This window comes from Pseudomonas azotoformans, assembly GCF_900103345.1.
GTDB classification, from domain to species: Bacteria; Pseudomonadota; Gammaproteobacteria; order Pseudomonadales; family Pseudomonadaceae; genus Aquipseudomonas; species Aquipseudomonas azotoformans.
The window spans coordinates 2,663,814-2,689,402 of record NZ_LT629702.1 but is presented as its reverse complement, the minus strand read 5'-3'; the positions used below and the strand labels follow the sequence as shown (position 1 = coordinate 2,689,402).

The following is a 25,589-nucleotide window of genomic DNA, read 5'->3' as shown; positions in this document are numbered from 1 at the left end:
CTCGTTTCAATAGCCGTGGGTTTCAATAGCAGTAGGTTTCAATAGTCGTAGGTTTCGGTAAAAAGGGATATCGGGAATTCTCGATATGCAGGGATAAAAAATTACAGCTCCTTGCCGATGATCTCGGCAAGGGCGCTGATGGTTGCCTCGTTTCGCTTGTAGTAGGTCCACTGCCCGATGCGGCGTGTCTCGATCAACCCGGCCCGATGCAGCGTTGCCAGGTAATCCGACACGGTCGACTGCGACAGCCCGACGCCTTCCTGGATACTGCTCACGCAGACGCCAACGGTATGAACGTCCCCTTCATCCTGCGGGGGGAAGTTCTTTTCGGGGTCCTTCAAACCTTTCAGGATGTCGAGTCGAGTACGGTTCGAGAGGGCTTTGAATATGTCGAGTAGGTCCATGGCGCGAGGATATCGAGATTTACCGATATGTCAATGCGGTTTCGGCAGTAAATCGCCTCGCGCATCAGTTTTGGTCCGCCTCCGAGAGCGCGTTGTTCAAGACCATGAGTATCAAACGGCTCGGATGCCCGGCGCCGATATGCACGGTGTTGCGCGCCACCTGCGGATGCTCGCCCATGCCTTCGGCCTCGCCACTGTTGGGGTTTACATCGAAGCGCGGAAAGTTGCTGCTGGCGATATCCAGGCGCAGGCGGTGGCCTCGCTTGAACAGGTTGCAGGTGGCGAAGGGTTCGATCACCACCTTGAAAGGCTCTCCCGGCGTGAGCGGAGCCGGGTGTTCCCACGAGTCCCGGTAGCGGCACCGGATAATCCCGTCGGTGATGTTCATGGCGTACCCCTGCGGGTAATCGTCGCTCGGCGGATAGACGTCCACCAACTTGGCGGTGAAATCGGTATCCAGCGCGCTGCTGTGCACCCACAGTTCGACTTTCACCGGGCCGGCGACCACCCAGTCGTGCTCAAGGGGTTGGGTTTCGAAGCTCACTACGTCATCTCGGTCGCACAGTGCCGAGTGGTCACCCCTGGTGCCGAAAAAGTCCGGGCTTTCGACCTGGTTGAAAGCGCCACCCACAAACACCGGAGCGCCCGATGTCAACGAGCCGCCAATGGTCGGTACGGGGTGGGCGGGATCGCTGAAGTAGCTCAATGAGGAGGGCGTCTCCACAGGGGCAAGCGGCGAAAGGGCTCTGTGTGGTGTCAGGTAAAGGTTCAGCTGTTGGCTGCCCGCGAGCGGCCAACACGGCGACTTGAGCCAACGCCCGCCATGCTCCAGCCGACCCTGCGCATTTTTTCGGCCGCTGCCGCCGCCCATCAGGAACACATCGACCTGATGAGTGGCGCTCCGTTCGGCATCGGTGGGTTTGAGCCAGCGCTGCATCCATTCCACTCGGCAACTCAACCAGTCTTCGCCCAGGTTGCCGTCGAAAGAGGCGGTGTTGCCAAATTCGGCGTTGCCGCTGTAGCTGATGTTGCGGTCACCGTGTAGCCACGGGCCCATGATCAGGCGTTGAGGTGACTGCTTGCGTGCGGTGAACGCCGTGAAGTTATCCAGCGTGCAACTGACATAAGCGTCGTACCAACTGGACATGAACAACACCGGGATGTCCGGGATCTGCTCGTAGAAACCTTCGGCGTAGATACCCAGTTGCTTCCAGTACTGATCAAAGTCCCCGTGGGACCACTGCTCGAACAGGTAGTTTTCGTACTCCGGTACATGGCGCAATGGCGAATGCCCTGGGCGCCACGGCATGCGTGCAAACCAATCGAGAATATCTTCCTGGGCCAACGCCTCTCGCAACTGCGGGTCGGCCTGCACGGCGGCGCTTTGTTGGGCTTGCTTGTAGGCCCAGGTCGCTTGCTTGAGTTCGAACGCGCCGCCCTGGCGAATGCCGCACTGGTAGGCGTTGGCGAACCCGCCCGAGTCCAGCACCATGGTCTTGAGACCAGGCGCATTGCAGCAGGCCATCGCCATCTGCGTGTGCGCAGCATAGGACAGGCCTATGCTGCCGATATGCCCATTGCACCAGGGCTGTTCGACGATCCAGCGCAAGGTGTCGTAGCCGTCTTCGCCTTCATTGATGTATTTGGTGAACACGCCTTCGGAACGGTAGCGCCCGCGACAATCCTGGAAGATCGCCACAAAGCCCTGCTCGGTAAAGGCTGCGGCCATTTGCTCGCGGGTAAGGTGCAGGCCGTCCAGGCGTTTTTCCGAGCGCGAGGGGCCGGATTTGTCGTAGGGCGTGCGCTCGATGACAACCGGCCAGGGGCCGGTGCCCAGCGGTAGATAAATGTCGGTGGCCAGGCGCACGCCATCGCGCAGGGTGATCATCTGGTTGCGTACGATGTGCATGTTTTCGAATGCAGGGAGGGTCATGACAAAGCCTTGGTCAGTCGAATTCAATAGCCGGTGAGGGCGGCGCAGGCGAGCAGAAGCAACGCCACCGCCGTGCAGATCAGGAACAGCGGCAGCACAAACCGCGCCCACTGCACCCAGCCCACATTGGCCGCGGCAAGCAGTACCAGCAGGCCGCTGGAAGTGGGCGTGATCATGTTGGTCAAGCCGTTGCCCAGCAGGAAGGCATACACCGTGGTCTGCGGGCTCACGCCGGCCAGTTGGCCCAGCGGACCGAAGATCGGCATCGTCACCGCAGCCTGCCCGCTGGTGGACGGAATCACCACATCCAGGCTCATCTGCGCGAAGAACATGCCGAACGCCGCAGGCAGTTGGCCGTGCTGGCCGATGATCTGCGACAGCCCGTGGACGATGGTGTCCAGCACCTGGCCGCTGGCGAGGATCGACTCCACGGCCGTGGCCAGTGCGATCAGCACGCCGGCCATGAGCATCTTGTTCATGCCTTCGACAAAGGTGCTTGCCGTGGTGCTCGGGCTCATGCCTGCGATGGCGGCGAAGACGATGGTCAGCGCCAGGTAATACGAGGACAGCTCGGGGTATTTCCAGTGCCAGGTATTGGAGGCGTACACCAGGAAGCCGACGCCTGCTCCCAGCGTGATCAGGCTCAGGGCATGCCGCACGGAGAGTTTTTTGCCCGAATGGGAAAACGTGGCCGAGGTATCGAAGCCGCTCCGGCGGATGTAGAACAGGATGTAGCCCACGGCCAGCGTGACAAAAATGAAGTACGCGACGATGCGCATGCTCAGCCCGCTGAACACCGGCAGGCCGACCAAGGGTTGCGCGACAGACAGTGCGATGGGGTTGGAGATCGAGCCCATGTACCCTGTCTTGACCGCCAGTGCGACGATTGCCAAGCCGACGATGTTGGGCAGGCCCAGGCGGTTTGCCATGGCCACCATCACCGGCACGAACATGATGTATTCCTTCGCCAGCCCCATGAAGGTGCTGCCTGCCGACAATGCGAGCATCAGGGTTGGCACTAGGATGTAGACATTGCCTTTGGTGGCGCCGAGCAGCCGGTCCAGGCCGGCATCGATGGTGCCGGTCTTGTTCAGCACGGCAAACATGCCACCGATGAACAGCACCATGAAAATCAGCCCGGCGCGTTTCTCGATGGCCAGGGGAATGGCCAAAAAGGTCTCGGCCAGCGATACCGGTTGTGCCACGGTTTTATTCGCCGAGCGCGACGGCAGGGCGAAGAGTTGGCTGAGCGAGGTGTCTTTTTCCAGTACCTGATAGGTCCCGGGAATCACGCGGACGTCTTGGCGTTCAAACTGGCCGGAGCGCACCACATAAGTCAGCACCATGGCCAGGAACACAATGCTCAGCAAGATGATTGCCGGGTTGAGTTGGCGGGTGTTTTTGGGTGGCGCGGTGTCGGTGACTGTTGGCGCAGTGGATGACATAGCGGTGCTCTCTTTTTTTTATGGGGATAGCCAACGGCTACAACGGCACAGTAGGGCAATCATAAATACCTCACAACGTTATGACGAACGCGTATTGGGCTATGCGTTTGAAGGTGTTTTCGGGTTGTTTGTCATAGCCTGATGCGCGTTTGTCATAAGCTTGTCGCCCCTGTTTTAATTCGATAGCGTTGTTTACTAATTTCGGTCATTAACACCCAAGAGCATCGGCCAGGAAATACTGGGTCAAGCAACTTTTCTTACTCTCTGCCACAAAAAATAAAACACAGCTGAGGGCTTCAACATGCGTGCGTTTATAACGACCGGCGGGCTTTTATGCGCCAGCTTAATGGTGCCTGGTATATCAAGCGTGCGCGCCGAAGGTTTCCTCGAGGATTCCACCGGCCACCTTGCGTTGCGTAATTACGCTTTCAATCATGACAACCGCAGCGGCGGCAACGACCGTGTCGAATGGGCACAGGGGTTGTTGCTGACGATGCGTTCCGGTTTCACCCCCGGGACCGTCGGGTTTGGCCTCGACACCCTGGGCCTGCTGGGGCTGAGGCTTGACTCCAGCCCTGCACACGCCGGTACAGGCCTGTTGCCAGTGCATGATGATGGCCGCGCCGCGCGTGATTTTTCCAGCCTAGGCGTGACCGGCAAGCTGCGTTTCGCCGATGTCGTGGTGAAGACGGGCACGTTGTTGCCCAAGAACCCGGTGGTCAGTTACAACGATGGGCGTTTGCTGCCACAGACCTTCCAAGGCACGCAGTTTGAATACACCGGTATCGAACATCTATTTGTGCAAGGTGGGCGACTGGATCAATCAAAGTTGCGTAACTCCAGCGATAACGTCGATCTGCTACCGAGCGGTTACAAAGGCCCGAAGCACGGTGATTTTTACTTTGCAGGGGGTACGTATGCACTCAATAAAACCATCAGTTTGTCTTATTACTACGGTGAACTTGAAAACTTCTATCGCCAGCACTTTTTCGGGGTTGCGCATAAAGTAGCTGTCGGGCCAGGTCACTTGACGACGGACGTGCGTTATTACAACAGTCTTGAAACGGGAGCGGCCTATAACGGTGCTGCGGACGCCGACATGTTCAGCGGCTCCTTGAGTTATCGACTTGGCGGGCATACGTTCGGCGGTGGCTATCAGCAGTTGTCCGGTGACGCCGCATTGCCGTATTTGAATGGTGCGGCCACCACGTCCTTTACCAGTCCGGGCGTGAGCAAATTCATCCTGGAGGATGAGAAAACCTGGATGCTGCGCTACGACTATGACTTTTCCGCCCTGGCGATCCCGGGCTTGAGTTTCATGGTCCGCTACTACAAAGGGTTCGACGCCAAGTATTCCGGCAAACCGGCCGATGAGCACGAGCTGGATACCAGCCTCAAGTACGTGATCCAGGACGGCACGCTCAAAGGTTTGGGGGCAGAATTTCGCAACACGGCGTACCGCTCCAATGTGCTCACCAGTTGGGACTACAACCGCCTGTACCTGACCTACGACATCAAGCTCTGGTAGGGCTGTAAGGCTGGACGCCGCCGGTGTTGCCAGCGGAAACTGCACCCAGTCGTGTCTGCTTGGAGCCCGAGCGTGAATCTCAAACAACTGGAAGCGTTCCAGGCCATCATGTCGACCGGTTCGACCATCGATGCCGCCACGCGCATGGGCTTGTCCCAGTCGGCCATCAGCCGTTTGCTCAGCCAGCTCGAAGAGTCACTGGGCTTTGCCTTGTTCCTGCGCAGGAAGGGCAGGCTGACGCCGACCTCCGAGGCCGAGGCGTTTTTGCCGGAGGTGTCGGGGCTGGTCGACAACATGCAACGCGTCCAGCGCATGGCCGACGACCTGCGCCTGGGTCACGCAGGCCGGGCGCTGCTGCGCGTGGCGGTGCCCACCAGCATGACCCACCAATGGTTGCCCCGTGTGGTGGCCGAATTCATGCAGGGCCGCGACGACCTTGTGATCGAACTGGTCACTGGCTCCTACGATGCGCTTGAGCGCGCAGTGCTGGACCGCAGCGTCGATTTTGCCTTTGTGCGTCTGCCCACCGAATTGCCGGGCTTCGATGTGGTGCCGGTGTTGCAGGTGCAAGGCGTGTGCGTGCTCCCCCAAGCGCACGCGCTGTGCGCAAAGCGCGTCATCCAGGTGAGTGATTTGCGCGGTGTGCCGCTGGTGCTGCTGGGCCGCCAGCGCAACCTGCGCACGGAGCTTGACCAGGTGTTTCGGCAGGCGTCCATTCTTCCCAACGTGCGTATGGAAGTGCATTCGGCAGGTGCCGCCTGCGCTTTCGTCGCGGAGGGCATCGGCGTGTCGATTATCAATGAATTGCTGGCCAATGATTTCTTGGACTTGCCGATCGTGACGCGGCCTTTTCTACCGGTTTTGCCGTACTCATTCGGCCTGGTTTTTCGCAGTGATGTTCCCCGTACGGCCCTGGCGCAAGCGTTCTCCGATTTACTGGCCCAGCGTTTGCGAATGGCGATGCCGCAGGTGCATTAACGTCAGCGCAACCCTTCGAGCGTGCGCCACAACTTCCTCATCGTCGGGTTCTGGTTTTCAATCGCGCAATACGAGCGAATCTCCAACCGCGTACTCCATTCCTCGCCACCCGCACGCACCAGCAGCCCACGCTCCAACTCATCCACCACCGCGCTCTGCGGCAACCACGCCACACCGTAACCTTCGATAGCCATGCGCATCAGCAGCATGGCCATGTCGGCTTCGTAGCAGCGCTCCAGCACGGCGGGCGCAGGGCCGTTCTTGATCACGATTTCTGCGACGCGGCCCAGGAACGTGGTGGCGGTGTAAGCCAGATGCGGCACAGGCTTCCCCGTGCTCCCCGGCAGGCGATACAGCGGTCGGCCGCGTTTGTCCGGCGCGCACAACGGGATAAACGCATCATGCCCCAGGGCCAGGCTGCCGAAGCGTTGCGCGTCCAGCAGGATCGGCGCCAGGGGATGGTGGTAGACGATCATCAGGTCGCAACTGCCTTCTTCCAGCGCAATCACTGCGTCATGAATATTCGCCGCCACCACCCGTGCATTGAACTGCTCGGTCTGGCGCTGGAACTGCGTCAGCCACTTGGGCAGGAAGGTCATCGACAGGCTGTGCGCGGCGGTCACCTGGATCGAGCGCCCCGGCATGCGTTCCACTTCGCGCAGGCGGGCGCGCAGGCGCATCAGGCCGGCGAGGGCGTCGCGGCTTTCGCTGCAGAAGGCGGCGCCTGCGGCGGTCAACTGCACCGGGTAGGTGCCACGGTCCACCAGTTCGACGCCCACCCATTCCTCCAGTGAGCGAATACGCCGCGACAACGCCGATTGCGTCACGCAGCGCACTTCGGCGGCGCGGGAGAAGTTCTTCCACTCGGCGATGGCCAAGAGGTCGTCCAACCATTTGATCTGCATGCCGGTTCTCCAGGCGATGAGCCCTGAGTGTATGTCGCCGCGCGTAGCCGGGGCTGGGCTTTTTGCAAACTATTCCAAAAGCGCATGGGGTTAGCCGGATTACTCATCATGGCCGCCGGGGTGCGTCCCTAGAATCCGCTCCATACAACAAAAGCCATCTGAGGGCCGCACCTGTGAAGAAGAACAAACTCCCCCGTCGAATTGCAGTCGGCATCGCCTTGGGCGTGCTGGTGGGTTGGGCGTGTCACCACTATGCAGGGAGCGAGCAGGCCGCCAAGGCACTGGCCGGATATTTTTCGCTGGTCACCGATATTTTCCTGCGCATGATCAAGATGATCATTGCGCCGCTGGTGTTTGCCACCCTGGTGGGCGGTATCGCGAGCATGGACGGTTCGCGCTCGGTAGGGCGCATCGGCTTGCGTGCGATGCTGTGGTTCGTCACGGCGTCGCTGGTCTCGCTGATGCTTGGCATGGCCCTGGTCAACCTGTTCCAACCGGGCGCCGGGCTGAACATGCAGGTGGTGCAACATGCGACGGCAGCGGTGCCGGTCAACACCGGCGACTTCAGCCTCAAGGCCTTCATCAGCCACGTATTCCCACGCAGCATTGCCGAGGCGATGGCCAACAACGAGATCCTGCAGATCGTGGTGTTTTCGCTGTTCTTCGGCTTCGCCCTCGCCGGGGTCAAGCGTGCCGGTTATGCGCGCATCACCGACACCGTGGACGAGCTGGCCAAGGTGATGTTCAAGATCACCGACTACGTGATGGCCTTCGCGCCGCTCGGTGTGTTCGCCGCGATTGCCTCGGCGATCACCACCAACGGCCTGGGCCTGCTGGCCGATTACGCCAAGCTGATTGCCGAGTTCTACCTGGGGATCGCCTTGCTCTGGGTGTTGTTGTTCGCCGCCGGCTATCTGTTTCTCGGCCGCTCGGTGTTCACCCTCGGCAAGCTGATCCGCGAGCCGATCCTGCTGGCGTTTTCCACGGCCAGCAGCGAGTCGGCCTACCCCAAAACCATGGAGGCGCTGGAGAAGTTCGGCGCGCCCAAGCGGGTCTCCAGTTTTGTGCTGCCGCTGGGCTATTCCTTCAACCTCGACGGTTCGATGATGTACCAGGCGTTCGCGATCATGTTCATCGCCCAGGCCTACAACATCGACCTCAGTTTCACCCAGCAACTGCTGATTTTGTTGACGCTGATGATCACCAGCAAAGGCATGGCCGGCGTGGCGCGGGCGTCGGTCGTGGTGGTGGCGGCGACCTTGCCGATGTTCAACCTGCCCGAGGCGGGTCTGTTGCTGATCATCGGTATCGACCAGTTCCTCGACATGGCGCGCACCGCCACCAACGTGGTGGGCAACAGCATCGCCACGGCGGTGGTAGCCAAATCCGAAAGCGCGGAAGACCCCGCTGAACTGCCGCAGGGTGCGCACGCATGAAAACCACCTCTCGGCTGGGCATCGTGGGTGGGCTCGGTTCGCTGGCGGGCGGCGATCTGTTCTACAAGCTGGTCAAGTCCCGTGCCGTACGGGAGGACCAGGGGCGCTATCACTTCCTGTTCGAGCAGCACCCGTTCAAGGATGTGCTGCTGCCCCTGGACCGTAACGCGAGCATGACCGCGCGCAAGTTTTATGTGTTCCAGGTGTGCAAGACCTTTGAAAACACCGGAGTGGATGCGGTGCTGCTGCCGTGTTTCGCCAGCCAGAGCTTTCTTGGGGAAATCCAGCAGGAACTGGGCATTCCGGTGCTGGACATGATGCAGGCGCTGGTCCGGCACATCACCCGTCGAGTCGCGCCGGGCACCACCCTGGGCGTGATCGCATCGGACTTCGTGCGCCACGGCGGCTTGTTTGAACGGCACCTCGGCCAGCACTTCAACCTGGTGTACCCGGAGGACCACGCCCAGGCCGCCTTGATGGAGGCGATGTACGGCGTCAACGGCATCAAGGATGGCCACCTTGATGGCGTACCGCTGGAGTCGGTGTACCAGGCGTGCCTGTCGCTGCAAGGGCAGGGCGCTATGGTAATTGTGCCGGGCATGACCGAGCTGTCGCTGGTCTGCGGCGACCTGCAACGGCGCGGCATCAGCGCCCTCGACATCAACCAGATCTACGCCGAGTTCGCCACCCAGGCCGATGGCCCGGCGCGTCAGCCGCCGTTCAAACTGGGCATCGTCGGCGGCGTTGGCCCGGCGGCCACCGTGGACTTCATGGGCAAGGTGGTCGCCCATACTCCGGCCGGCAAGGATCAGGACCATATCAAGATGGTGGTGGAGCAAAACCCGCAGATCCCCGACCGCACCGCCAACCTGCTGCGTGATGAAACCGACCCGACCCTGGCCCTGTATGCCACCTGCAAACGCCTGGAAAGCGCCGGCGCCCAGGCCATCGCGATTCCGTGCAACACCGCCCATGCGTTTGTCGAACGCATCCAGGCGCACCTGCGCGTGCCCATCGTCAACATGCTCAGCGAGACGGTGGAGTGGATCGTGCACACCCACGGCAGCGGCCAGGCAGTGGGCTTGCTGGCGACGTCCGGCACCCTGCAAAGCCAGGTCTACCACCAGGCCGCGCGACGCTGCGGCTTGCAACTCATCACGCCGGGCTTTGATTACCAGGCGCTGGTGATGGAGGCGATCTATGGCGAGCGGGGGATCAAGGCGGGGTTTACCGAGGGCGTGTGCCGCGAGCAGTTGCTGCTGGCGGCGGAGCATTTGTGTGAGCAGGGGGCGAAGGTGTTGATTCTCGGGTGTACCGAGTTGCCGTTGGTGTTGGCGCATTGTGAGGTGTTCGAGATCGGTGCCCACCGCGTCGCCCTGGTTGATCCTACGACGGTCCTTGCGCGCCGTTGTGTCAGCCTTTCTTCAGGTGAGCATCGCACCGGATAAAATTTTTTGTGGTCGACGCTTGAAAATTTTCAGCCTGAACCTACTTAGGTTTTACGCGATGCCGAAGGCGGGTCGCGTCTCAAATCACTTGGAGAAACCTCAGGAGATTTTGCAATGGCTACTACTCTTTCGTTGGCCCCACTGTTCCGTCACTCTGTCGGCTTTGACCGTTTCAACGACCTTTTCGAATCGGCGCTTCGCAGCGAGGCCGGCACCACCTACCCACCGCACAACGTCGAAAAGCACGGTGACGATCATTATCGAATCGTGATTGCAGCCGCAGGCCTGGTGGAGGATGACCTGGAAATCCAGGTGGAAAAAGGCGTGTTGACCGTCGCCGGCGGCAAGCGCGAACACAATGAAGGCATCACCTACCTGCACCAGGGCATCGCCCAGCGCGCGTTCCGCTTGTCGTTCCGCCTGGTCGACCACATCGAAGTGCAGGGCGCGCAGCTTGCCAATGGCCTGCTGAGCATCGACCTGCTCAGGGTGGTACCGGAGGAAGCCAAGCCAAAACGCATTGCGATTGGTGGCGCTGCCAAGGCGGATGTGAAATCCATCGGCGAGCAGTGAGTTGAAGTGAATAAAGGCGCTCTCAGGAGCGCCTTTATTTGGCCCAATGATTAACAGTCATTTGCTGTTAATTGAGCAAATTGCTCTTTGGCTTTGGCCGTTTTTTTATCATCCAGACCACTGCTCGGCAGGGTCACGTCAGCCATGCGTGCCGCAAAATACATATCGAAAAGTTGCCAGTCTTCGAACTCCTCAGGAGCGACAGCAAACGTCGTCAGCCGACCAATCAATCCGCACAGCCAGTCAGCACATTGCAACGTTTGAAACAGATAGCTCTCACCTTGAAGCGGAGGCTCTATCAGTGTGCGGCATTTTTCTGCTGGATCTTCAAACATCGCCAGGGTACAGGCTTCTACGTTTCGTTCGCGCCATTCATTGCCTGCTTTCTGCTCATCCAGCAGAACGATGAACGAGGCATTCTTCAACGTACAGAAGCGATCAATCTTGCGGATTGACTGTAACAGCGTCCGCTTGAAGGTCTCGGTCGAGTCGTGTTCCCCGGGCTCGATAGATTTGTGCTCACCCGTGTAGAAAACGTGTCCTCCAATTTTCTGGATATGACTCAGCAAACGACATGAGGACCTTCGCAGCTCCCGATACTTGCGCACATTACCCACAGTAAAAAGTGCAGAGCCTTTCTTTTCCCATTGATAGGCAGGCAAGTGATGAGGGTTTTTGTGTTTCAGGTCCCAGGCGAGTAACTGGCACTTGAGTTTGTAGAAATAGATTGCGAACTCGCGCACCTCTTCGGCGGGAATCAGCATGCCGCCTAACCCGAATACAGGGCTGGTCTTGTACATCGGGTGTTTTCGCGAGACATATTGGCCCACGTGCCCAAACTCATCCAGATAAGCAATGTACTGCACCAAATTCGATTTCCCCATCCATGAGAAACACGAAAGCCCGTGCGATTTCTCGCAACGGGCCTCGGAAGGTGGGCACATGGTTGCCCATATGCGTTGGGTGAAGAATCTAGCGAAAAAAAGCGGCAGGTTCCAGCCGAGCCGGCGGAATCAGGCAAGTCCTACACATCATCAGGAAACTTACCGCGTCGGTGCTCTTTGGTGAGCCCCTGGCACCTCCCGGCCCTCCCAATTCGCAATCACCAACGGCGCCAGCGCATTGCCCAGTACGTTCAGTGCGGTGGTCGGCATTTCCATCAAGCGATACACCCCGGCAATAAACGCAATCCCCTCCAATGGCAACCCGGCACTGGCGAGCGTTGCCGAGAGAATCACGAACATGAACCCCGGCACGCCCGCGGCGCCCTTGGATGTGAGCACCATGGTCACCACCAGCAGCGCCTGATCCCCCAGGCTCAAATCGATGCCATACAACTGCGCCACGAACAGCGTGCCGATGCCAAGGAACAGCGAGGCACCGTCGAGGTTGAACGAGTAGCCCACCGGCACCACGAAGCTCACCAGCGACGGCGGTACACCGTAGGTCTCCAGCTTCTTCATCAGTTGCGGCATGACCGACGCCGAACTCGCGGTGGAGAACGCCAATATCAGCTCATCCTTGATATGCCGCATCAGGGCAAACAGGTTGATGCCACACAGTCGCGCCACCAGGTTGAGCACCACCAGTACAAAGAACGCGATGGACACGTAACTGACCATGATCAGCTTGGCCAACGGCAACAGCGAACCAAAACCGAAGTTGGCCACGGTCACGGCGATCATGCCGAACACGCCGATGGGCGAGTAGGCCATGATCATCGACGTGACCTTGAACATTGCGTCAGACACGCCGCGCAGCAGTGCGATCACCGGGTCCTTGCGTTCGGCGGGCAAGCGCGCCACGCCCAGGCCGAACATTACCGCGAAAAACAGCACCGACAACAAGCTGCCCTGGGCCATGGCGCTGATCACATTATCCGGGATGATGCCGACGACGATCTGCCCCAGGCTATGCCCGCCGCCGTTGCTGGTAGGCAGGGTGATGTTCGCCGCGTGCAGGCTAGACAGCTCCGTACCGGCGCCCGGCTTGAGCAGATTGCCCAGCACCAGCCCAACGATGATCGCCAGGGTGGTGATGCAGAAAAAATAGCCCAGGGAACGCACGCCGATACGGCCCAGGGATTTACCGTCGCCGTGCCCGGCAATGCCCACCACCATGCAGGCAAACACGATGGGCACCACGATCATTTTCATCAGCTTGATAAAAATATCGCCCGCCGGTTGCAAAAGATTGTCCACCAGCCACGGCCGGGATTCGGGAAAACGGTGCAACAGGGCACCAATGGCGATGCCGGCCAGCAAGCCGATCATGATTTGCCAGACCAGCGCGATACGGGGCGTGTGCATGGGAATGCCTCATTTGCGATCAATGATTTTTAAGTTGTTGTTCTAGGCAGTCAAAACAGCGGCCATCCGTTGGCCGCCGGGTGCAGCAGGGCGGGTCAGCGCAGGTCGTGGCACGCGTCCTTGAGACGTCGGCAACCTTCTTCGATCACTTCTAGCGAGCTTGCGAAGGACAGGCGCACATAGGGCGACATGCCATACGCTGCGCCGCTGACTGTGGCCAGGCCGTAGTCACGCAGCAGGTAGTCCACCAGTTGGCTGTCGCTGTCGAGGCGACCGCCTTGCGGGGTGACTTTGCCCATCAGCCCGCTCACATTGGCGAACACGTAGAACGCGCCGTCTGGTGGGGTGCAGCTCAAACCGGGGATGTCCGCGAGCAAAGCCAACATGCGTGTGCGACGTTGCTGGTATTCCTCGCGCATGGCGGCGATGGGTGCCTGGTCTCCGGCAAACGCGGCGACGGCAGCCGCCTGGCTCAACGAGCTGGGGCACGTGGTGGTTTGCGACAGCAGCTTGGCGATCGCCGCAATCAGCCAGGCGGGACCTGCGCCAAACCCCAGGCGCCAGCCGGTCATGGCGTAGCCTTTGGAGGCCCCGTTGACGATCAGCGTGCGCGGCTTGAGGTCGGGTGCCAGCCGCGTCAACGGCACATGCCGGGCATCGCCGTAGACGAAGTGCTCGTAGATTTCGTCGGCCATGATCAGCACGTGAGGATGGCGCCGCAGTACATGGGCCAGCGCCAGCAGTTCGGTCTCACTGTAGACCGCGCCACTGGGGTTGTTCGGGCTGTTGAGGATCACCCATTTGGTCTGCGCGGTAATCGCCTGTTCCAAGGCGTCGGGCGACAGCTTGAAACCCAGGCTTTCATCACCGGGGATGATCACCGGTGTCGCATCATTGAGCCGGGCGATGTCCGGGTACGACACCCAATACGGCGTGTGCACGATGACTTCATCACCGCGGTTCAGCGTGGCGGCCAATGCGTGATAGATGATGTGCTTGCCGCCGCAACCGGCCACCACTTCATCCAGGCCGTAGGCCAGTTCGTTGTCCCGTTGCAGCTTGAGGCAGATGGACTGGCGCAGGGCGAGGGTGCCGGTGGTGGGCGTGTAGTGCGTGTCGCCGCTGTGCATCGCCTGGCTTGCGGCTGCGAGGATATGCGCCGGGGTGTCGAAGTCCGGCTCGCCGACGGTGAAGTTGACGATATCGCGGCCCTGGGCGCGCAACTCGGTCACCAGTGCGTTGGCGGCGATGCTGGGGGAGGGCGCGATGCCCAGGACGCGATCAGACAACCAGTGCCTCATGACGCCAGCCCTGCGTTGTCCAGTACCTTGTCGATCCAGCTCTGGCGCACGGCACCGCTGGCGATCTCGGCTTTGACGGCCTCTTCATGGTCGGCATGGTGCGCGGCGCGGCGCAGCACTTCGGCGGCGTCGGCCTGGGAGAACGCGACCAGGCCGTCTTCATCCCCCACCACCAGGTCGCCGGGGTTGACCAGCATGCCGCCGATGGACACTGGCACGTTCACTTCACCGGGGCCGGTCTTGTAGGGCCCGGTGTGCACCACGGCGCGGGCGTAGCAAGGCGTGTCGTCGAAGCTGGCGACATCACGGATCGCGCCGTCGATCACAAACCCCACGCAGCCGCGTTGCTGGGCGTAGAGCTTGACCAACTCGCCGATCACCGCATTGTTGGTATCGCCCTGGCCGTCCACCACCAACACATGGCCGGGTTGCAGCAGGCTCAGGGCTTTGTAGATCAGCAGGTTGTCACCGGGACGGGTCTTCACCGTGATCGCCGTGCCCACCAGTTTGCCGCTGCGGTTGTAGCGCGTCAGGCCGCGCGCGCCGATATGCCGGCCCAGGTTGTCGCTGATGTGCGGGGTGACCACCTGGGCGAACGCCTCGACCAGTTCGGCCGAGGCCATGGGGGCGTTGGGAAGGATGCGTGAACCGGGCAAGGACATGGCAAATCTCCAGAATTGTTGGATAGCGACGGGCTATGGCCAGATCTTAGGAGTGATGATCGGAGAGTTTTAGCGATATTTTATGATGTGTTAGCATCGCTTTTTCTCATGATTGGTCTGCCATGATCACGTTCAAGCAAATCGACGCGCTGTACTGGATCGCCGAACTGGGCAGCTTCGAAGCGGCGGCCAACAAGCTGAACATGTCGCAGTCGGCCATCTCCAAGCGTATCCAGGAGTTGGAAGACACCTTCGATGTGGAGATTTTCGACCGCAGCAAACGTAACGCCCGGCTGACGGAGAAGGGCGGCGAGCTGCTGGACTACGCGCGTGACCTGCTCAACAGCCGCGACCAATTGCTGGAACGGGTCAGCGCCCGTGAAGTACTGGTGCGCCGGTTTCGTCTGGGTGTCACCGAACTCACTGCACTGACCTGGCTGCCGGCGTTGGTCGAAGCGCTGCGTCAGATGTACCCCAAGGTGCAGATCGAACCGTCGGTGGAGCTCAGCAGCGAGCTGTTCCGCAAGCTGGAAAGCGACCAATTGGATGTGGTCATCGTGCCTGACGTCTACAGCGACCCGCGTTTTCACAGTACGCCGCTGCAATGCGTGGAAAACGCCTGGATGTGCGCCCCTGACCTGATCCCCGACGCCGACCCTATCAGCCTGGAGACCCTGGCCAGCTACACCGTGCTCACCCAGGGTTCACAGTCGGGGACCGGGATGATCTACGAGCGCTGGCTGGCGGCCAATAATGTGCAGATGCCGCGCACCCTCACCAGCCACAACCTGTTGGTGCAGGCCGGGTTGGCGTTGTCGGGGATCGGCGTGAGTTACCTGCCCGTGGCCTGCCTGTCCCACCTGATCGAGCAAGGCACCCTGCGCGCGCTGGTCACCGAGCCGGCGCTGCCAGATATCCAGTATGTGGCGTTGCACAGGGTGGACCGGCAATACGGGCTGAATCAAGAGGTAGCGCAACTGGCACAGGCGTGCTGCAATTTCTCGCGGCTGTTGTTTTAGGGAGCGACCATGAAGCGCCATTTCGAAGATGTGCAGCTGGGCAGTATCGAACTCTTCTGCCTCGCCGCCGAAGCCAACAGCTTCACCGCTGCCGCGCAGGTTGCCGGTGTTACGCCGGCGGCCGTGAGCCGCAGCATTTCCCGCCTGGAAGAGCGCCTGGGCGCGCGGCTGTTTGTGCGCACCACGCGCAGCATCCGCCTCACCGACAGCGGCCGGACCTTCTTCGAGCAATGCCGCCAGGCCCTGACCCAACTGGTGGAAGCCCAGCAGGAAGTGATGGGCGCGCAAGCCGTGCCATCGGGCCTGTTGCGCATCAGCATTCCCACCACCTACGCCCATCACCGTCTGCTGCCGCTACTGCCCAGGTTTCGTGCGCTCTACCCGCAGGTGACGGTGGATATCCACATCAGCAACCGCAATATCGACTTCGTCGCCGAAGGCTACGACCTGGCGGTCCGTGTGCGCGCCCAGCCAGACTCATCGCTGATCGCGCGCCTGCTGGAAGACGCCGAATTGGTGGTGGTCGCGGCACCGTCCTATCTGAAACGCGCCGGCATCCCACAGACGCTGGAAGACCTGCCCACCCATGAATGCATCCAGTACGAACTGCCCAGCAATGGCCGGCGCATCGCCTGGCTGTTCCAGGTGGATGGCAAGGCGCAGGAGTATGCGGGGGAGGCGGGGTACAGCTGCTCCGACGATGTGCTGGGTGGGGTGACCCTGGCCAAGCATGGGGCGGGGTTGTTCCAGACCTACAGGTTTATCGTCGAGCAGGAACTGGCTGACGGCAGCCTGGTGGAAGTCCTGCAGCTGTTTGGCGGGCGTTCACGGCCGTTTACCTTGTTGTATCCCCACGGGCGCTATCTGCCGCATCGGGTACGGGCGTTTGTGGATTTCCTGATGCAGTGTCGGGACGAATGGGCGGTGCCGTAGACGCGGCAATATCCCAGGTCAGCAGCAGTTGGCTGATCGCCGCGTCGATGCTGGCGTGGGGCACGTTGTCGCGCGCCAGGATCGAAATGCCTTGCAGGAAACTGTCAAATACCGTCGCCATCACGGCCGGGTCAATCGTGCCTGGCAATTGCCCGGCACGTATCGCGCGCTGCACACAGGCCACAATTCCCGCCCGGGTGCGCAGCCGTGATTGCGTCAACCCATTCGCCACCCGGGCATTTTCCGGGCTGGGCGCACTCATCACGCCCAGCGCCACCATGCAGCCCTTGGGGTGCCCGTCTTCACACTGCATGCGTGCCGACCGGCGCAGCGCCGTTTCAACGGCCTGGCGCGGCGGCAGGCTTTCGTCCCACAGGCACTCGGTGACCTGGGCGTAGGTCGCCAGGTAGCGCTGCACGCATTCGTCGAACAAGGCTTCTTTGGAACCGAACGCGGCATAAAAACTCGGCGCGGAGATACCGCCGCCCAGGCCAGCCTTGAGATGGGCCAGGGAGGTGGCGTCGTAGCCATGCTGCCAGAACAGGTGCAGGGCCTGGTCTACGGCGTGGTCGCGGTCGAAAGTGCGGGGGCGGCCCATCTGTGCCATGGCGGATCTCCGGGGGGGAAGCGAGATAAATACTAGTCGATACATAAGTCGTTGACAATGCACTGCGCTCGGTCGCAACATTTGTATCGATCAGTATTTAAGTCTCGCTCAAGGAGTTCTCCGTGACACCCTCACTCACTTTATCGGCGTCATCCGACCGCCTGCCCATTGGTGCGTTGCTTGCCCTGGCCATGACCGGCTTCATCTGCATCGTCACCGAAACCCTGCCTGCCGGCCTGTTGCCGTTGATCAGCGAGGGCCTGGCGATATCCCCGTCGATGGCCGGGCAGATGGTCACCGCGTATGCCTTGGGCTCGGTGCTGGCGGTAATCCCCATGACCATCGCGACCCGTGGCTGGCGCCGGCGCAATGTGTTGTTGCTGACTATCGTCGGCTTCCTGCTGTTCAACTCCATCACCGCGCTGTCGTCCCACTATGGCGTGACCCTGGTGGCGCGTTTCTTTGCCGGTGTGGCAGCGGGGTTGGCCTGGAGCCTGCTGGCCGGTTACGCCCGGCGCATGGTCGCGCCGCACCAGCAGGGCAGGGCGCTGGCGTTGGCGATGGTGGGTACGCCGATTGCGCTGTCGCTGGGGGTGCCGCTTGGCACCTGGCTGGGTGGGTTGGTGGGATGGCGCACCACGTTTGGCCTGATGTCGGCAGTGAGTCTTGGATTGATTGCGTGGGTGCTGGTGAAAGTCCCGGACTACCCGCCCCAGCCCGCCCATCAACGTGTGTCACTGGGCCAGGTGCTGACCACGCCGGGCGTACGGCCGGTGCTGGCGGTGGTGATCAGTTGGATGCTGGCGCACAACATTCTGTACACCTACATCGCACCGTTCGTGGCGCCTGCGGGGTTGGCAGAGCGGGTTGACCTGGTGTTGTTGGTGTTCGGGGTGGCCGCGTTGGCGGGGATCTGGCTCACGGCCAGGCTCGTTGAGCCGTTATTGCGCAAGACCGTACTCGTCAGCCTGGCGGTGTTCGCGATCGTCGCGCTGGGGCTGGGTCTTTTCGGCAACCGGCCGGAAGTGGTCTATATCGGTGTAGCGGTGTGGGGCCTGAGTTTTGGCGGCGCCGCGACCCTGCTGCAAACCGCCCTGGCCGATGCGGCGGGCGATGGCGCCGACGTGGCGCTGTCACTGAATGTGGTGGCCTGGAACAGCGCGATTGCCGGCAGCGGCGTGGTCGGTGGCGTGCTGCTGGAGACCTGGGGCGTGGCCTCGTTTCCGTGGGCGATGCTGCTGTTGATCGGTGTGTCGTTGGCGATTGCCTGGGGCGCCCGTGCCCATGGATTCAAACCAGGCGCGCGGGCTGCGGGAAAACCTACAGCGGTCGGGCACTAATCTCACATCTGCTAGTCAATAATCCTCGCAATATCATCCACTTGGCTCCGTACGCCGGAGCCAGCCGCTTCACTCCTTTTCGAAGATTTAATGCATGTACCTACGCAAAATTGCCGTTGGGCTGACCGCCTTTGTTTTGCTGTCTTGCGGGGCCAACGCCCGCAGCCTGCCGGACCTCTACTCCAAACAGGAAAAACAACTGTCCTTCGACAGCTGTGCCGACCTGTTCCCCGCCGCACCGATCAACACCGCCACGGTGCCAGCTGCGATGAAGCCTCTGGCGTTGTGTTCCGACCATTTTGCGGTGCTCTACTCGCAAACCAGCAAGACGCCGCTGGTGGTGGTCGAACGCCTGAATGCCGCCTTGCTGAAAGACGCCAAGGGCGAGGAACGCACCAACCAGTTCTATGCCGACCCGCGTATCCCCAAGGCCGGTCGCGCTGAGTTGAGCGACTACCGCGCCCAGCACCCGGCGGTGGACCGTGGTCATCAATCCCCGGCCGCCGATGCACCGAATGCCAATGCCATGGCGCAGTCGTTCGCGCTGTCGAACATGGTGCCCCAGGACCCCACCAATAACCGCAAGATATGGAGCAAGGTCGAGGCCGACGTGCGTAAGTTTGCCGTGCGCGCCGGCGGCGATGTGTATGTGTTCACCGGCCCGCTGTTCGACCCGGGCTACGGCACCATCGGCGACAACAGGGTCTGGGTGCCGACGCGGCTGTTCAAACTGGTGTACGACGCCTCCAGCAAACGTGCCTGGGCCTATGTGCTGCCCAATGCCGAGACGCGTATCCAGAAACCGATGGACTACGCGACGTTTGTGAAGAGCACTGGGCTCAAGTTGCTGGGGGATCTTCCGGTGTCGGGGTCGGTGGGGCGGGGTTGATCCGCGATCTGGCGGGCCATTGTGGTGAACGGGTTTGTTGTGGTGCGGACTCTTGTGGTGAGCAGGCTTCTGTGGTGAGCGGGCTTGTTGTGGTGAGCGGGCTTGCCCCGCGTTGGGCTGCGCAGCGGCCCCAAAAAAAGCGGGAGCGCTGCGCACTCCAACGCGGGGCAAGCCCGCTCACCACAGAAGCCCGCTCACCACAACAAGCCCGCTCATCACAACAAGCGCTCTCACCACAGAGGCTCGCTCACCACAGATGCATGAACGGCCTTACCTGGCTTTTTTCAACGCCTTGAGGCGCTGTGTCGCACGCTGTACGGCCGCCATCTTCTCCGGGCGTTTCATGCGTTTCCATTTGCGGATGTCATCCTTGGTGCGTCCGCAACTGACGCAGAGGTCGCCGCTGAGCTGGCAGAGGGAAACGCAGGGGTTCTCGATGTCTTTGGCCACGGGTTCACCGGCTGATGGAGGAAAGGGGCGCCGTCAGGCCACACGCCTCCCAGGATTATCTACACACAAGGTTATACTCGCCACCCTCGCAGCCTACTCCATTCAAACAGATCGAGATTCCCCATGAGTACCTCTCTGCCTCTCACCCCCGCGCGCAAGCCCGTCGCGCCGCTGGTGGCCTTTATCATCCTGGTGCTGGGCGCCCTGTTCCTGCAAAACAGCGTCGGTTCGCGCCAGGTGCTGTTGCTGGTGGTCGGCGCCGCACTGGGCTTGACCCTCTACCACGCCGCCTTCGGTTTCACTTCGGCCTGGCGCGTGTTCATCAATGATCGTCGTGGCGCCGGCTTGCGCGCGCAGATGGTGATGCTGGCGCTGGCGGTGCTGCTGTTCTTCCCTGCGTTGGGGGCAGGCACGCTGTTCGGGCAGCCGGTGACCGGGCTGGTGGCGCCGGCCGGGGTGTCGGTGGTGTTCGGGGCGTTTATCTTCGGTATCGGCATGCAGCTGGGCGGCGGTTGTGCATCGGGCACGCTGTTCACCGTGGGCGGCGGTAATGCGCGCATGCTGGTCACCTTGCTGTTCTTTATCTGTGGTTCGTTGATCGCCACGCACCATGTTGACTGGTGGTTCGGGCTGCCGGCGTTCCCGGCGGTGTCCATCGTCAAGAGCTTTGGCGTGGTGCCGGCATTGGGCTTGAGCCTGGCGGCGTTCGCGATCATTGCGCTGGTGACCGTACGCCTGGAGAAGGGCCGTCATGGTCAGCTGGAAGAGGGCGTGAAAAGCGAACACCAAGGCCTGCGCCGCTTCCTGCGTGGGCCATGGCCATTGGTGTGGGGCGCCATCGGCCTGGCCCTGCTCAACTACGCCACCCTGGCGTTGGCGGGACGGCCCTGGGGCATCACCTCTGCATTCGCGCTGTGGGGCGCCAAAGTCGCCAGCGGCCTGGGTGTGGACGTGGCCAGTTGGGCGTTCTGGCAGATGCCGGGCAACGCCAAGGCCCTGGCAGCGCCGGTGTGGGAGGACATCACCAGCGTGATGGACATCGGCATCATCCTCGGTGCGCTGCTGGCCGCCGGCCTGGCCGGGCGTTTCGCCCCCAGCCTGAAGATTCCGGCGCGCTCGCTGGCGGCGGCGGTGATCGGCGGCCTGCTGCTTGGCTACGGCTCGCGCCTGGCGTACGGCTGCAACATCGGCGCGTACTTCAGCGGCATCGCCTCGGGCAGCTTGCATGGCTGGGTGTGGCTGGTGGCGGCGTTTATCGGCAACAGCGTGGGCGTGCGGCTGCGGCCGTTTTTCTTTGCGGGCGAGCGGCGGCAGGTCGTGTTGAGCGGTTGCTGAGTCAGCTTTCCGGGGAAAGGCTTGGGTCCTGGGCGGCTTCGGCCGCGAGCTTTTCCCGGTCTGCCTTGCTGATGTACTTGTCCTTCTTCTTCGGCGCCAATTTGGCGTTGGCCTTCCTGGCTTTTTCCTTGAAGAGCTGCTGGAGTTTTTTCTGGCGGTTCATGTGGTTCTACCCGGGTTATACAGGCCCGGGATGATACCAGCTTAAAATCCGCAGCCGTGCCCTGGGTCGCTTTTTCGCGCCGATCTGTGCATTGAATCGCGGTGGCTTTCACCAATAATCGGGTCCTCCAGCGCATAACGGAAGACACTGATGAGCCTCCATACCCGTACCCAACGCCTGACCGTCCCGCAACTGGTCGCCATGAAGGGCCAGCAGAAGATCGTCTCTCTCACGGCCTACTCCAGTGCGATCGCCAAGCTGATCGACCCATTGGTCGATTTCATCCTGATCGGCGATTCCACGGCCATGGTCGGTTATGGCCGACCTTCGACCCTGAGCATGCAGCTTGAAGAAATCATCGGCCACACCCGCGCCGTGGTCGATAGCACGCGCCTGGCCTGTGTGATCGCCGACATGCCGTTTGGCAGCTATCAGGAGTCCAATGAACAGGCCTTCCGCAATTGCGCCCAGGTCCTGGCGCGCACCGGTTGCGACGCGGTGAAGCTGGAGGCCAACCAGGCCTTGGCGGGCACCGTCGAGTTCCTGGTGGCGCGGGGGATTCCGGTGATGGCGCACATCGGGCTGATGCCGCAGTTCGTCAATGTCATGGGGGGGTTCAAGGCCCAGGGCCTTACCGCCGAAGCCGGCGCGCGGATTGCCGAGGACGCGCGGGCCACTCTGCAGGCGGGCGCGTTCAGCCTGGTGCTGGAAGGGGTGGCTGAAGGCGTGGCGCGGCAGATCACCCTCGATTCAAAAATGCCCACCATTGGCATTGGTGCATCACCGGCCTGCGACGGCCAGGTGTTGGTGACCGAAGACGTATTGGGTCTGGGGGGCGAGCACCTGCCGCGCTTCGTCAAACACTACGCGGATGTGGGCGCGGTAATTCGCGATGCCTGCGAACGGTTTGCCGAAGACGTGCGCCACGGGCGTTTCCCGGAGGCGCGGCACTGCTACGGGCTCTGACGGATCGCCTGCGATAACTGTTTCAGCGCCTGGGCGATATCCTTGTTCCAATCGAGGGTAAAGCTCAGGCGCATATGCTGTTTCCAGCGACCTTGCTGGCCGAACAGTTCGCCGGGGGCGATCACGATGCGCTCGGCCAGCAGGCGTTCGAACACCCGCTGCAAGTCGACCGGGTGCGTCGCCTCCAGCCAGAAGCACGCGCCGCCGTGCGGAGTCATCACCTTGAAAGCGCCATGGCCGTGCTCGTCCAGCAGCGCTTTCATGCGGGTCATGCTGTCGTGCAACAAGGCCCGCAGTCTGTGCAGGTGCGTGTCGATGCGCTTGGAGGTGAACAGCTTGGCGATCGCTCTCTGACGAATGGGGGAGAGGCGAAACGCGCGCTCGCGGAATGCCCGTTGCAACGGCGGCCCACACCCACGGCACAGCACATAACCGTAGGGCGCCTCGGAGCCGATCACCTTGTCGAACGTCGAGAACACCAGCAGTTTTTGCGGGTCGGCAAAGTCGCGATAACGGGCCGGTTGGGGCGCGAAATACAACTCGCCGTAGGTGTCGTTTTCGAACAGCCAGATATCCCGTTCCGCCAACCACTGGCAGATGTGCTGCTTATCCTCAGCCGGCATGCGGCTACCGTGGGGAATGTTCACGGTGGATGACAGCACAGCCAGGCGAATGGGCGCATGTTTGAGCTGTTCATTCAGGGCCGGCAGGTCGAAGCGCCCGTCGGCACCCAGGTGCATTTCGATCACTCGGATGTTTGCCGCCTGCAACTGGCGCAGGGTCGCCCACGAACAGGGTGACTCGACCAGCGCCACGGTGCCCGCGAGGTCCAGGGCGTTAAGCGACAGCTCCAGCACACTGTGCAGATCTGCGCCGATATACACCTGGTCGGCCTGCCAGTAGTTATCCGTCGAGCAGGTGTAGCGCTCGGCCAGCGCCGCGCGCAATTCGAGCTCGCCGAAGGGCAGGTACTGCGGTGTGAGTGAACGCGGGTAGTGGCGGGCCAGTTCGCGCTCGATCATCAGCAACGGGTTTTCGAGCGACAACAGGATGGCCGGGACGTCGCTGCTCAGGGCCAGCATGCCCGGTTGGCGGGAGCTGGCGAAGACCTGTTCGAGCAGGTTCGGTGAGTGTTCAGTCGAGGGCGGCGTCGGCATCAGGCGGGTGAAGTAGCCCACCTTGGGCTTGGCGACGATCCGGCCTTCATCCTCCAGCAGCGAGTAGGCGTACTTGGTCGTCGACACCGACACGCCGAGGCGCTGCGCCAGTTGGCGCAGGGATGGCAGTTGACGCTCGCCTTGGTACGGGCTGGCCTCGATCAGTTCGACGAGGTAGCGGTAGACCGCTTGGTAAGCGAAGGCGCGGGCGGTCAAAGGGTGACGGCGCTGCGAGCGTCCGCAGGTTCTGGCCTGTGCATCACAAACGTTGCCTTGACCCGTTTGGATACCAGCATGTAGGGCACCCAGACAAACAAGGTGATCAACGTCCGCGCCAGTTCTTTCGTGGTACTGGCGTCGAAGATGGGCTCATCTACCAACACAAGGGAGCACACCCAGGCATCCAGCGGAATAAAGACCGCCGACACCAGCACCGTGGCGATGTAAACCTTGGGGAACCGGTAGTGCTCGGTGATGAACAGGTAAATGAGGTACGTGTAGGTGGCGGCAAATAGTGAGCTGATGAGCGCTTCCGAAATCAGGATCGGCGCCCACAGCGGGTTATACAACGTCGTCCCGGGCGTGCTCAGGGCAGTGAAGGTGCCGTCGGTGAACAGCGGGTAATACACCGCGAGCAGGGCGTAGGTCATGCGGGCGAACGATACGATCAGGCCGATGCCAATCAGTATGAGCCAGCCGCGTAGCCCTCTGAGGTTTTTGCTTTCTTGCATGTTGCGCTCCGTCGGTCAGTCAAGGGGTCGTGTCTTTGATCAATGGCGGAACGATTGCCGCAGGAACGCAGCCATGCGTTCTACCACCTGGTGCTGGATCGCTGCCCGTGGTCGAGCCCCCTCACCATCGCGGCAGATCATGCCGTCGCCCGGCGAGTCTTCTTCGATCAACGCCATGCCGCCCGGCTTGCAGATCGACATGAAGCTGAAGTGCGTGGCATCGCGGATTTCCACGTACTGGGTCGAGGCTTTGGGCATGCGCCTGACCATGTCGGCGGACTCCAGGTTGGGGTCCATATCTTCCGTTGGTACACCCCCCGCAATCACCAGCGCCGGCACCGGCAGGGCGGCCAGGCTGGCGTCGGTGAAGCCGCGCGACAGGCCCAGGTCCAGGGTCACCACGGCGCCGACGCGTGGGTCGCGCAGGTCAGCGGCCAGTTGGGCCTTCGCCGCCGGGGTCGCGGCGGGCTTGATCTGCTGGTAGCCGATGCAGCCGCCCAACTTGGGATGGGCGTTGCAATCGCGGGCGAAGAGGTCCGGGTCGAAACGCGCGCCGGCGATTTCCATGGCGGTCCAGCCACCGATGGAGTGGCCCACCACGGCGATACGGTTGTTTGCCACGGTGCCGAACTGCGTCGGCTGGGCGATCACCGTATCGATGGCCCGGCTCAGGTCTCTGGGTCGTTGCCATAACTGCGCAGCAGCCTGGGGGCTGCGATCCTTGCTGGTGGTGCCGGGATGGTTGACCGCCGCCACGATGTAGCCCTGATGGGCCAGGGCGCTGGCCAGCCACACCTGGTTGCCCCAGTTGCCGCCGTAGCCGTGGGAAAGCACCACCAACGGATGCTCGCCGCTCGCTGCCGGCGCATCGGGCACCGCCAAGGCACCGAAGAACACGGCGTCATCGCGGATCAACTCAGGATTAGCGGTGGTGGCGGCGGGGTACCAGACCACCATTTGCAGCGGGCGTTGTGCATCAGGGACGTTGATGCTCTTGAAGCCGATGGGCGTGGTGTCGGCGAATGCAGGCATCGCCAAGCCAATCAACAGCAGCACGGTGAGGGTGGTTTTCACGGT

General features: G+C 61.6%; 25 protein-coding genes. 11 read left to right on the top strand and 14 right to left on the bottom strand.

Annotated features, from left to right (window positions below; translation table 11 throughout):
• Positions 1-101: 101 nt before the first annotated feature.
• From BLR69_RS11910 to BLR69_RS11900, 3 genes are all read right to left on the bottom strand, one after another.
• On the bottom strand, positions 102-404 hold the full coding sequence (locus BLR69_RS11910; RefSeq protein WP_071492803.1) for an ArsR/SmtB family transcription factor: 303 nt from the start codon (positions 402-404) through the stop codon (positions 102-104).
• A 64-nt stretch (positions 405-468) separates the two neighbouring features.
• On the bottom strand, positions 469-2,313 hold the full coding sequence (locus tag BLR69_RS11905; RefSeq protein WP_071492953.1) for a CocE/NonD family hydrolase: 1,845 nt from the start codon (positions 2,311-2,313) through the stop codon (positions 469-471).
• Positions 2,314-2,360: 47 nt separating this feature from the next.
• Positions 2,361-3,782 carry a YfcC family protein gene (locus tag BLR69_RS11900; RefSeq protein ID WP_071492804.1) on the bottom strand — a complete coding sequence of 474 codons (1,422 nt, stop codon included), beginning with the start codon at positions 3,780-3,782 and terminating at the stop codon, positions 2,361-2,363.
• Between the two features lie 301 nt (positions 3,783-4,083).
• On the opposite strand from BLR69_RS11900, the gene BLR69_RS11895 reads away from it, so the two are divergent.
• Positions 4,084-5,310 (top strand): OprD family outer membrane porin, encoded by a 1,227-nt coding sequence (locus BLR69_RS11895; protein ID WP_071492805.1) that lies wholly within the window; start codon positions 4,084-4,086, stop codon positions 5,308-5,310.
• A 72-nt stretch (positions 5,311-5,382) separates the two neighbouring features.
• The gene (locus tag BLR69_RS11890; protein WP_071492806.1) at positions 5,383-6,288 is read left to right on the top strand and encodes a LysR family transcriptional regulator; all 906 of its coding nucleotides are present in this window, start codon (positions 5,383-5,385) and stop codon (positions 6,286-6,288) included.
• Between the two features lie 2 nt (positions 6,289-6,290).
• Here the strand turns inward: BLR69_RS11890 and BLR69_RS11885 are convergent, their stop codons facing one another.
• Entirely contained in the window at positions 6,291-7,193 is a 903-nt protein-coding gene (locus BLR69_RS11885; RefSeq protein WP_071492807.1) for a LysR substrate-binding domain-containing protein, read from the bottom strand.
• 173 nt (positions 7,194-7,366) lie between these two features.
• On the opposite strand from BLR69_RS11885, the gene BLR69_RS11880 reads away from it, so the two are divergent.
• The 3 genes from BLR69_RS11880 to BLR69_RS11870 all read left to right on the top strand — a co-directional run bounded on the left by BLR69_RS11880 (position 7,367) and on the right by BLR69_RS11870 (position 10,650).
• A complete protein-coding gene (locus BLR69_RS11880; RefSeq protein WP_071492808.1) occupies positions 7,367-8,629 on the top strand; it encodes a dicarboxylate/amino acid:cation symporter in 1,263 nt (420 codons plus the stop codon).
• Positions 8,626-10,077 carry a cysteate racemase gene (gene cuyB, locus BLR69_RS11875; RefSeq protein WP_071492809.1) on the top strand — a complete coding sequence of 484 codons (1,452 nt, stop codon included), beginning with the start codon at positions 8,626-8,628 and terminating at the stop codon, positions 10,075-10,077. Before BLR69_RS11880 ends, cuyB begins: the two co-directional genes overlap by 4 nt.
• A gap of 114 nt (positions 10,078-10,191) precedes the next feature.
• Positions 10,192-10,650 carry an Hsp20 family protein gene (locus BLR69_RS11870; RefSeq protein WP_058425679.1) on the top strand — a complete coding sequence of 153 codons (459 nt, stop codon included), beginning with the start codon at positions 10,192-10,194 and terminating at the stop codon, positions 10,648-10,650.
• A 50-nt stretch (positions 10,651-10,700) separates the two neighbouring features.
• Here the strand turns inward: BLR69_RS11870 and BLR69_RS11865 are convergent, their stop codons facing one another.
• The 4 genes from BLR69_RS11865 to BLR69_RS11850 form a co-directional block, all read right to left on the bottom strand.
• On the bottom strand, positions 10,701-11,534 hold the full coding sequence (locus BLR69_RS11865) for a DUF3800 domain-containing protein (protein ID WP_255336705.1): 834 nt from the start codon (positions 11,532-11,534) through the stop codon (positions 10,701-10,703).
• 159 nt (positions 11,535-11,693) lie between these two features.
• Entirely contained in the window at positions 11,694-12,959 is a 1,266-nt protein-coding gene (locus BLR69_RS11860; RefSeq protein ID WP_071492810.1) for a cation:dicarboxylate symporter family transporter, read from the bottom strand.
• Between the two features lie 95 nt (positions 12,960-13,054).
• On the bottom strand, positions 13,055-14,260 hold the full coding sequence (locus BLR69_RS11855) for a pyridoxal phosphate-dependent aminotransferase (protein ID WP_071492811.1): 1,206 nt from the start codon (positions 14,258-14,260) through the stop codon (positions 13,055-13,057).
• Entirely contained in the window at positions 14,257-14,922 is a 666-nt protein-coding gene (locus BLR69_RS11850; RefSeq protein WP_071492812.1) for an RraA family protein, read from the bottom strand. The genes BLR69_RS11855 and BLR69_RS11850 overlap by 4 nt, the downstream gene beginning before the upstream one ends.
• A gap of 122 nt (positions 14,923-15,044) precedes the next feature.
• On the opposite strand from BLR69_RS11850, the gene BLR69_RS11845 reads away from it, so the two are divergent.
• Both BLR69_RS11845 and BLR69_RS11840 read left to right on the top strand, forming a co-directional pair.
• Entirely contained in the window at positions 15,045-15,941 is an 897-nt protein-coding gene (locus tag BLR69_RS11845; protein ID WP_071492813.1) for a LysR family transcriptional regulator, read from the top strand.
• Between the two features lie 9 nt (positions 15,942-15,950).
• Positions 15,951-16,874, top strand: coding sequence for a LysR family transcriptional regulator (locus BLR69_RS11840; RefSeq protein WP_071492814.1), 924 nt, complete (start codon positions 15,951-15,953; stop codon positions 16,872-16,874).
• On the opposite strand, the gene BLR69_RS11835 is transcribed toward BLR69_RS11840, so the two are convergent.
• The gene (locus tag BLR69_RS11835) at positions 16,777-17,481 is read right to left on the bottom strand and encodes a TetR/AcrR family transcriptional regulator (RefSeq protein ID WP_071492815.1); all 705 of its coding nucleotides are present in this window, start codon (positions 17,479-17,481) and stop codon (positions 16,777-16,779) included. The genes BLR69_RS11840 and BLR69_RS11835 overlap by 98 nt on opposite strands.
• A gap of 122 nt (positions 17,482-17,603) precedes the next feature.
• On the opposite strand from BLR69_RS11835, the gene BLR69_RS11830 reads away from it, so the two are divergent.
• Entirely contained in the window at positions 17,604-18,821 is a 1,218-nt protein-coding gene (locus BLR69_RS11830; RefSeq protein WP_071492816.1) for an MFS transporter, read from the top strand.
• A 94-nt stretch (positions 18,822-18,915) separates the two neighbouring features.
• Positions 18,916-19,710 carry a DNA/RNA non-specific endonuclease gene (locus BLR69_RS11825; RefSeq protein ID WP_071492817.1) on the top strand — a complete coding sequence of 265 codons (795 nt, stop codon included), beginning with the start codon at positions 18,916-18,918 and terminating at the stop codon, positions 19,708-19,710.
• Between the two features lie 270 nt (positions 19,711-19,980).
• Here the strand turns inward: BLR69_RS11825 and BLR69_RS11820 are convergent, their stop codons facing one another.
• Entirely contained in the window at positions 19,981-20,160 is a 180-nt protein-coding gene (locus BLR69_RS11820) for a DUF1289 domain-containing protein (protein ID WP_058425670.1), read from the bottom strand.
• Positions 20,161-20,283: 123 nt separating this feature from the next.
• Between BLR69_RS11820 and BLR69_RS11815 the strand changes: the two genes are divergently transcribed.
• Complete coding sequence (locus tag BLR69_RS11815) at positions 20,284-21,495, top strand: YeeE/YedE family protein (RefSeq protein ID WP_071492818.1); 1,212 nt, start codon at positions 20,284-20,286, stop codon at positions 21,493-21,495.
• 1 nt (position 21,496) lies between these two features.
• On the opposite strand, the gene BLR69_RS11810 is transcribed toward BLR69_RS11815, so the two are convergent.
• On the bottom strand, positions 21,497-21,658 hold the full coding sequence (locus BLR69_RS11810) for a DUF2986 domain-containing protein (protein ID WP_071490178.1): 162 nt from the start codon (positions 21,656-21,658) through the stop codon (positions 21,497-21,499).
• 150 nt (positions 21,659-21,808) lie between these two features.
• Here BLR69_RS11810 and panB point away from each other — a divergent pair, with 150 nt between their 5' ends.
• Positions 21,809-22,624, top strand: a complete 816-nt coding sequence (gene panB, locus BLR69_RS11805; RefSeq protein WP_071492819.1) for a 3-methyl-2-oxobutanoate hydroxymethyltransferase — start codon at positions 21,809-21,811, stop codon at positions 22,622-22,624.
• Here panB and BLR69_RS11800 read toward each other — a convergent pair.
• The 3 genes from BLR69_RS11800 to BLR69_RS11790 are packed head-to-tail and all read right to left on the bottom strand — an operon-like array spanning position 22,612 to position 25,586.
• The gene (locus BLR69_RS11800) at positions 22,612-23,997 is read right to left on the bottom strand and encodes an aminotransferase-like domain-containing protein (protein WP_071492820.1); all 1,386 of its coding nucleotides are present in this window, start codon (positions 23,995-23,997) and stop codon (positions 22,612-22,614) included. The two genes, panB and BLR69_RS11800, sit on opposite strands and share 13 nt — an antisense overlap.
• Positions 23,994-24,512 (bottom strand): DUF2569 domain-containing protein, encoded by a 519-nt coding sequence (locus BLR69_RS11795; RefSeq protein WP_071492821.1) that lies wholly within the window; start codon positions 24,510-24,512, stop codon positions 23,994-23,996. Before BLR69_RS11795 ends, BLR69_RS11800 begins: the two co-directional genes overlap by 4 nt.
• A gap of 39 nt (positions 24,513-24,551) precedes the next feature.
• Positions 24,552-25,586: an alpha/beta hydrolase family protein gene (locus tag BLR69_RS11790; protein WP_071492822.1), complete on the bottom strand. Its 1,035-nt coding sequence runs from the start codon at positions 25,584-25,586 to the stop codon at positions 24,552-24,554.
• Between the last annotated feature and the right edge of the window lie 3 nt (positions 25,587-25,589).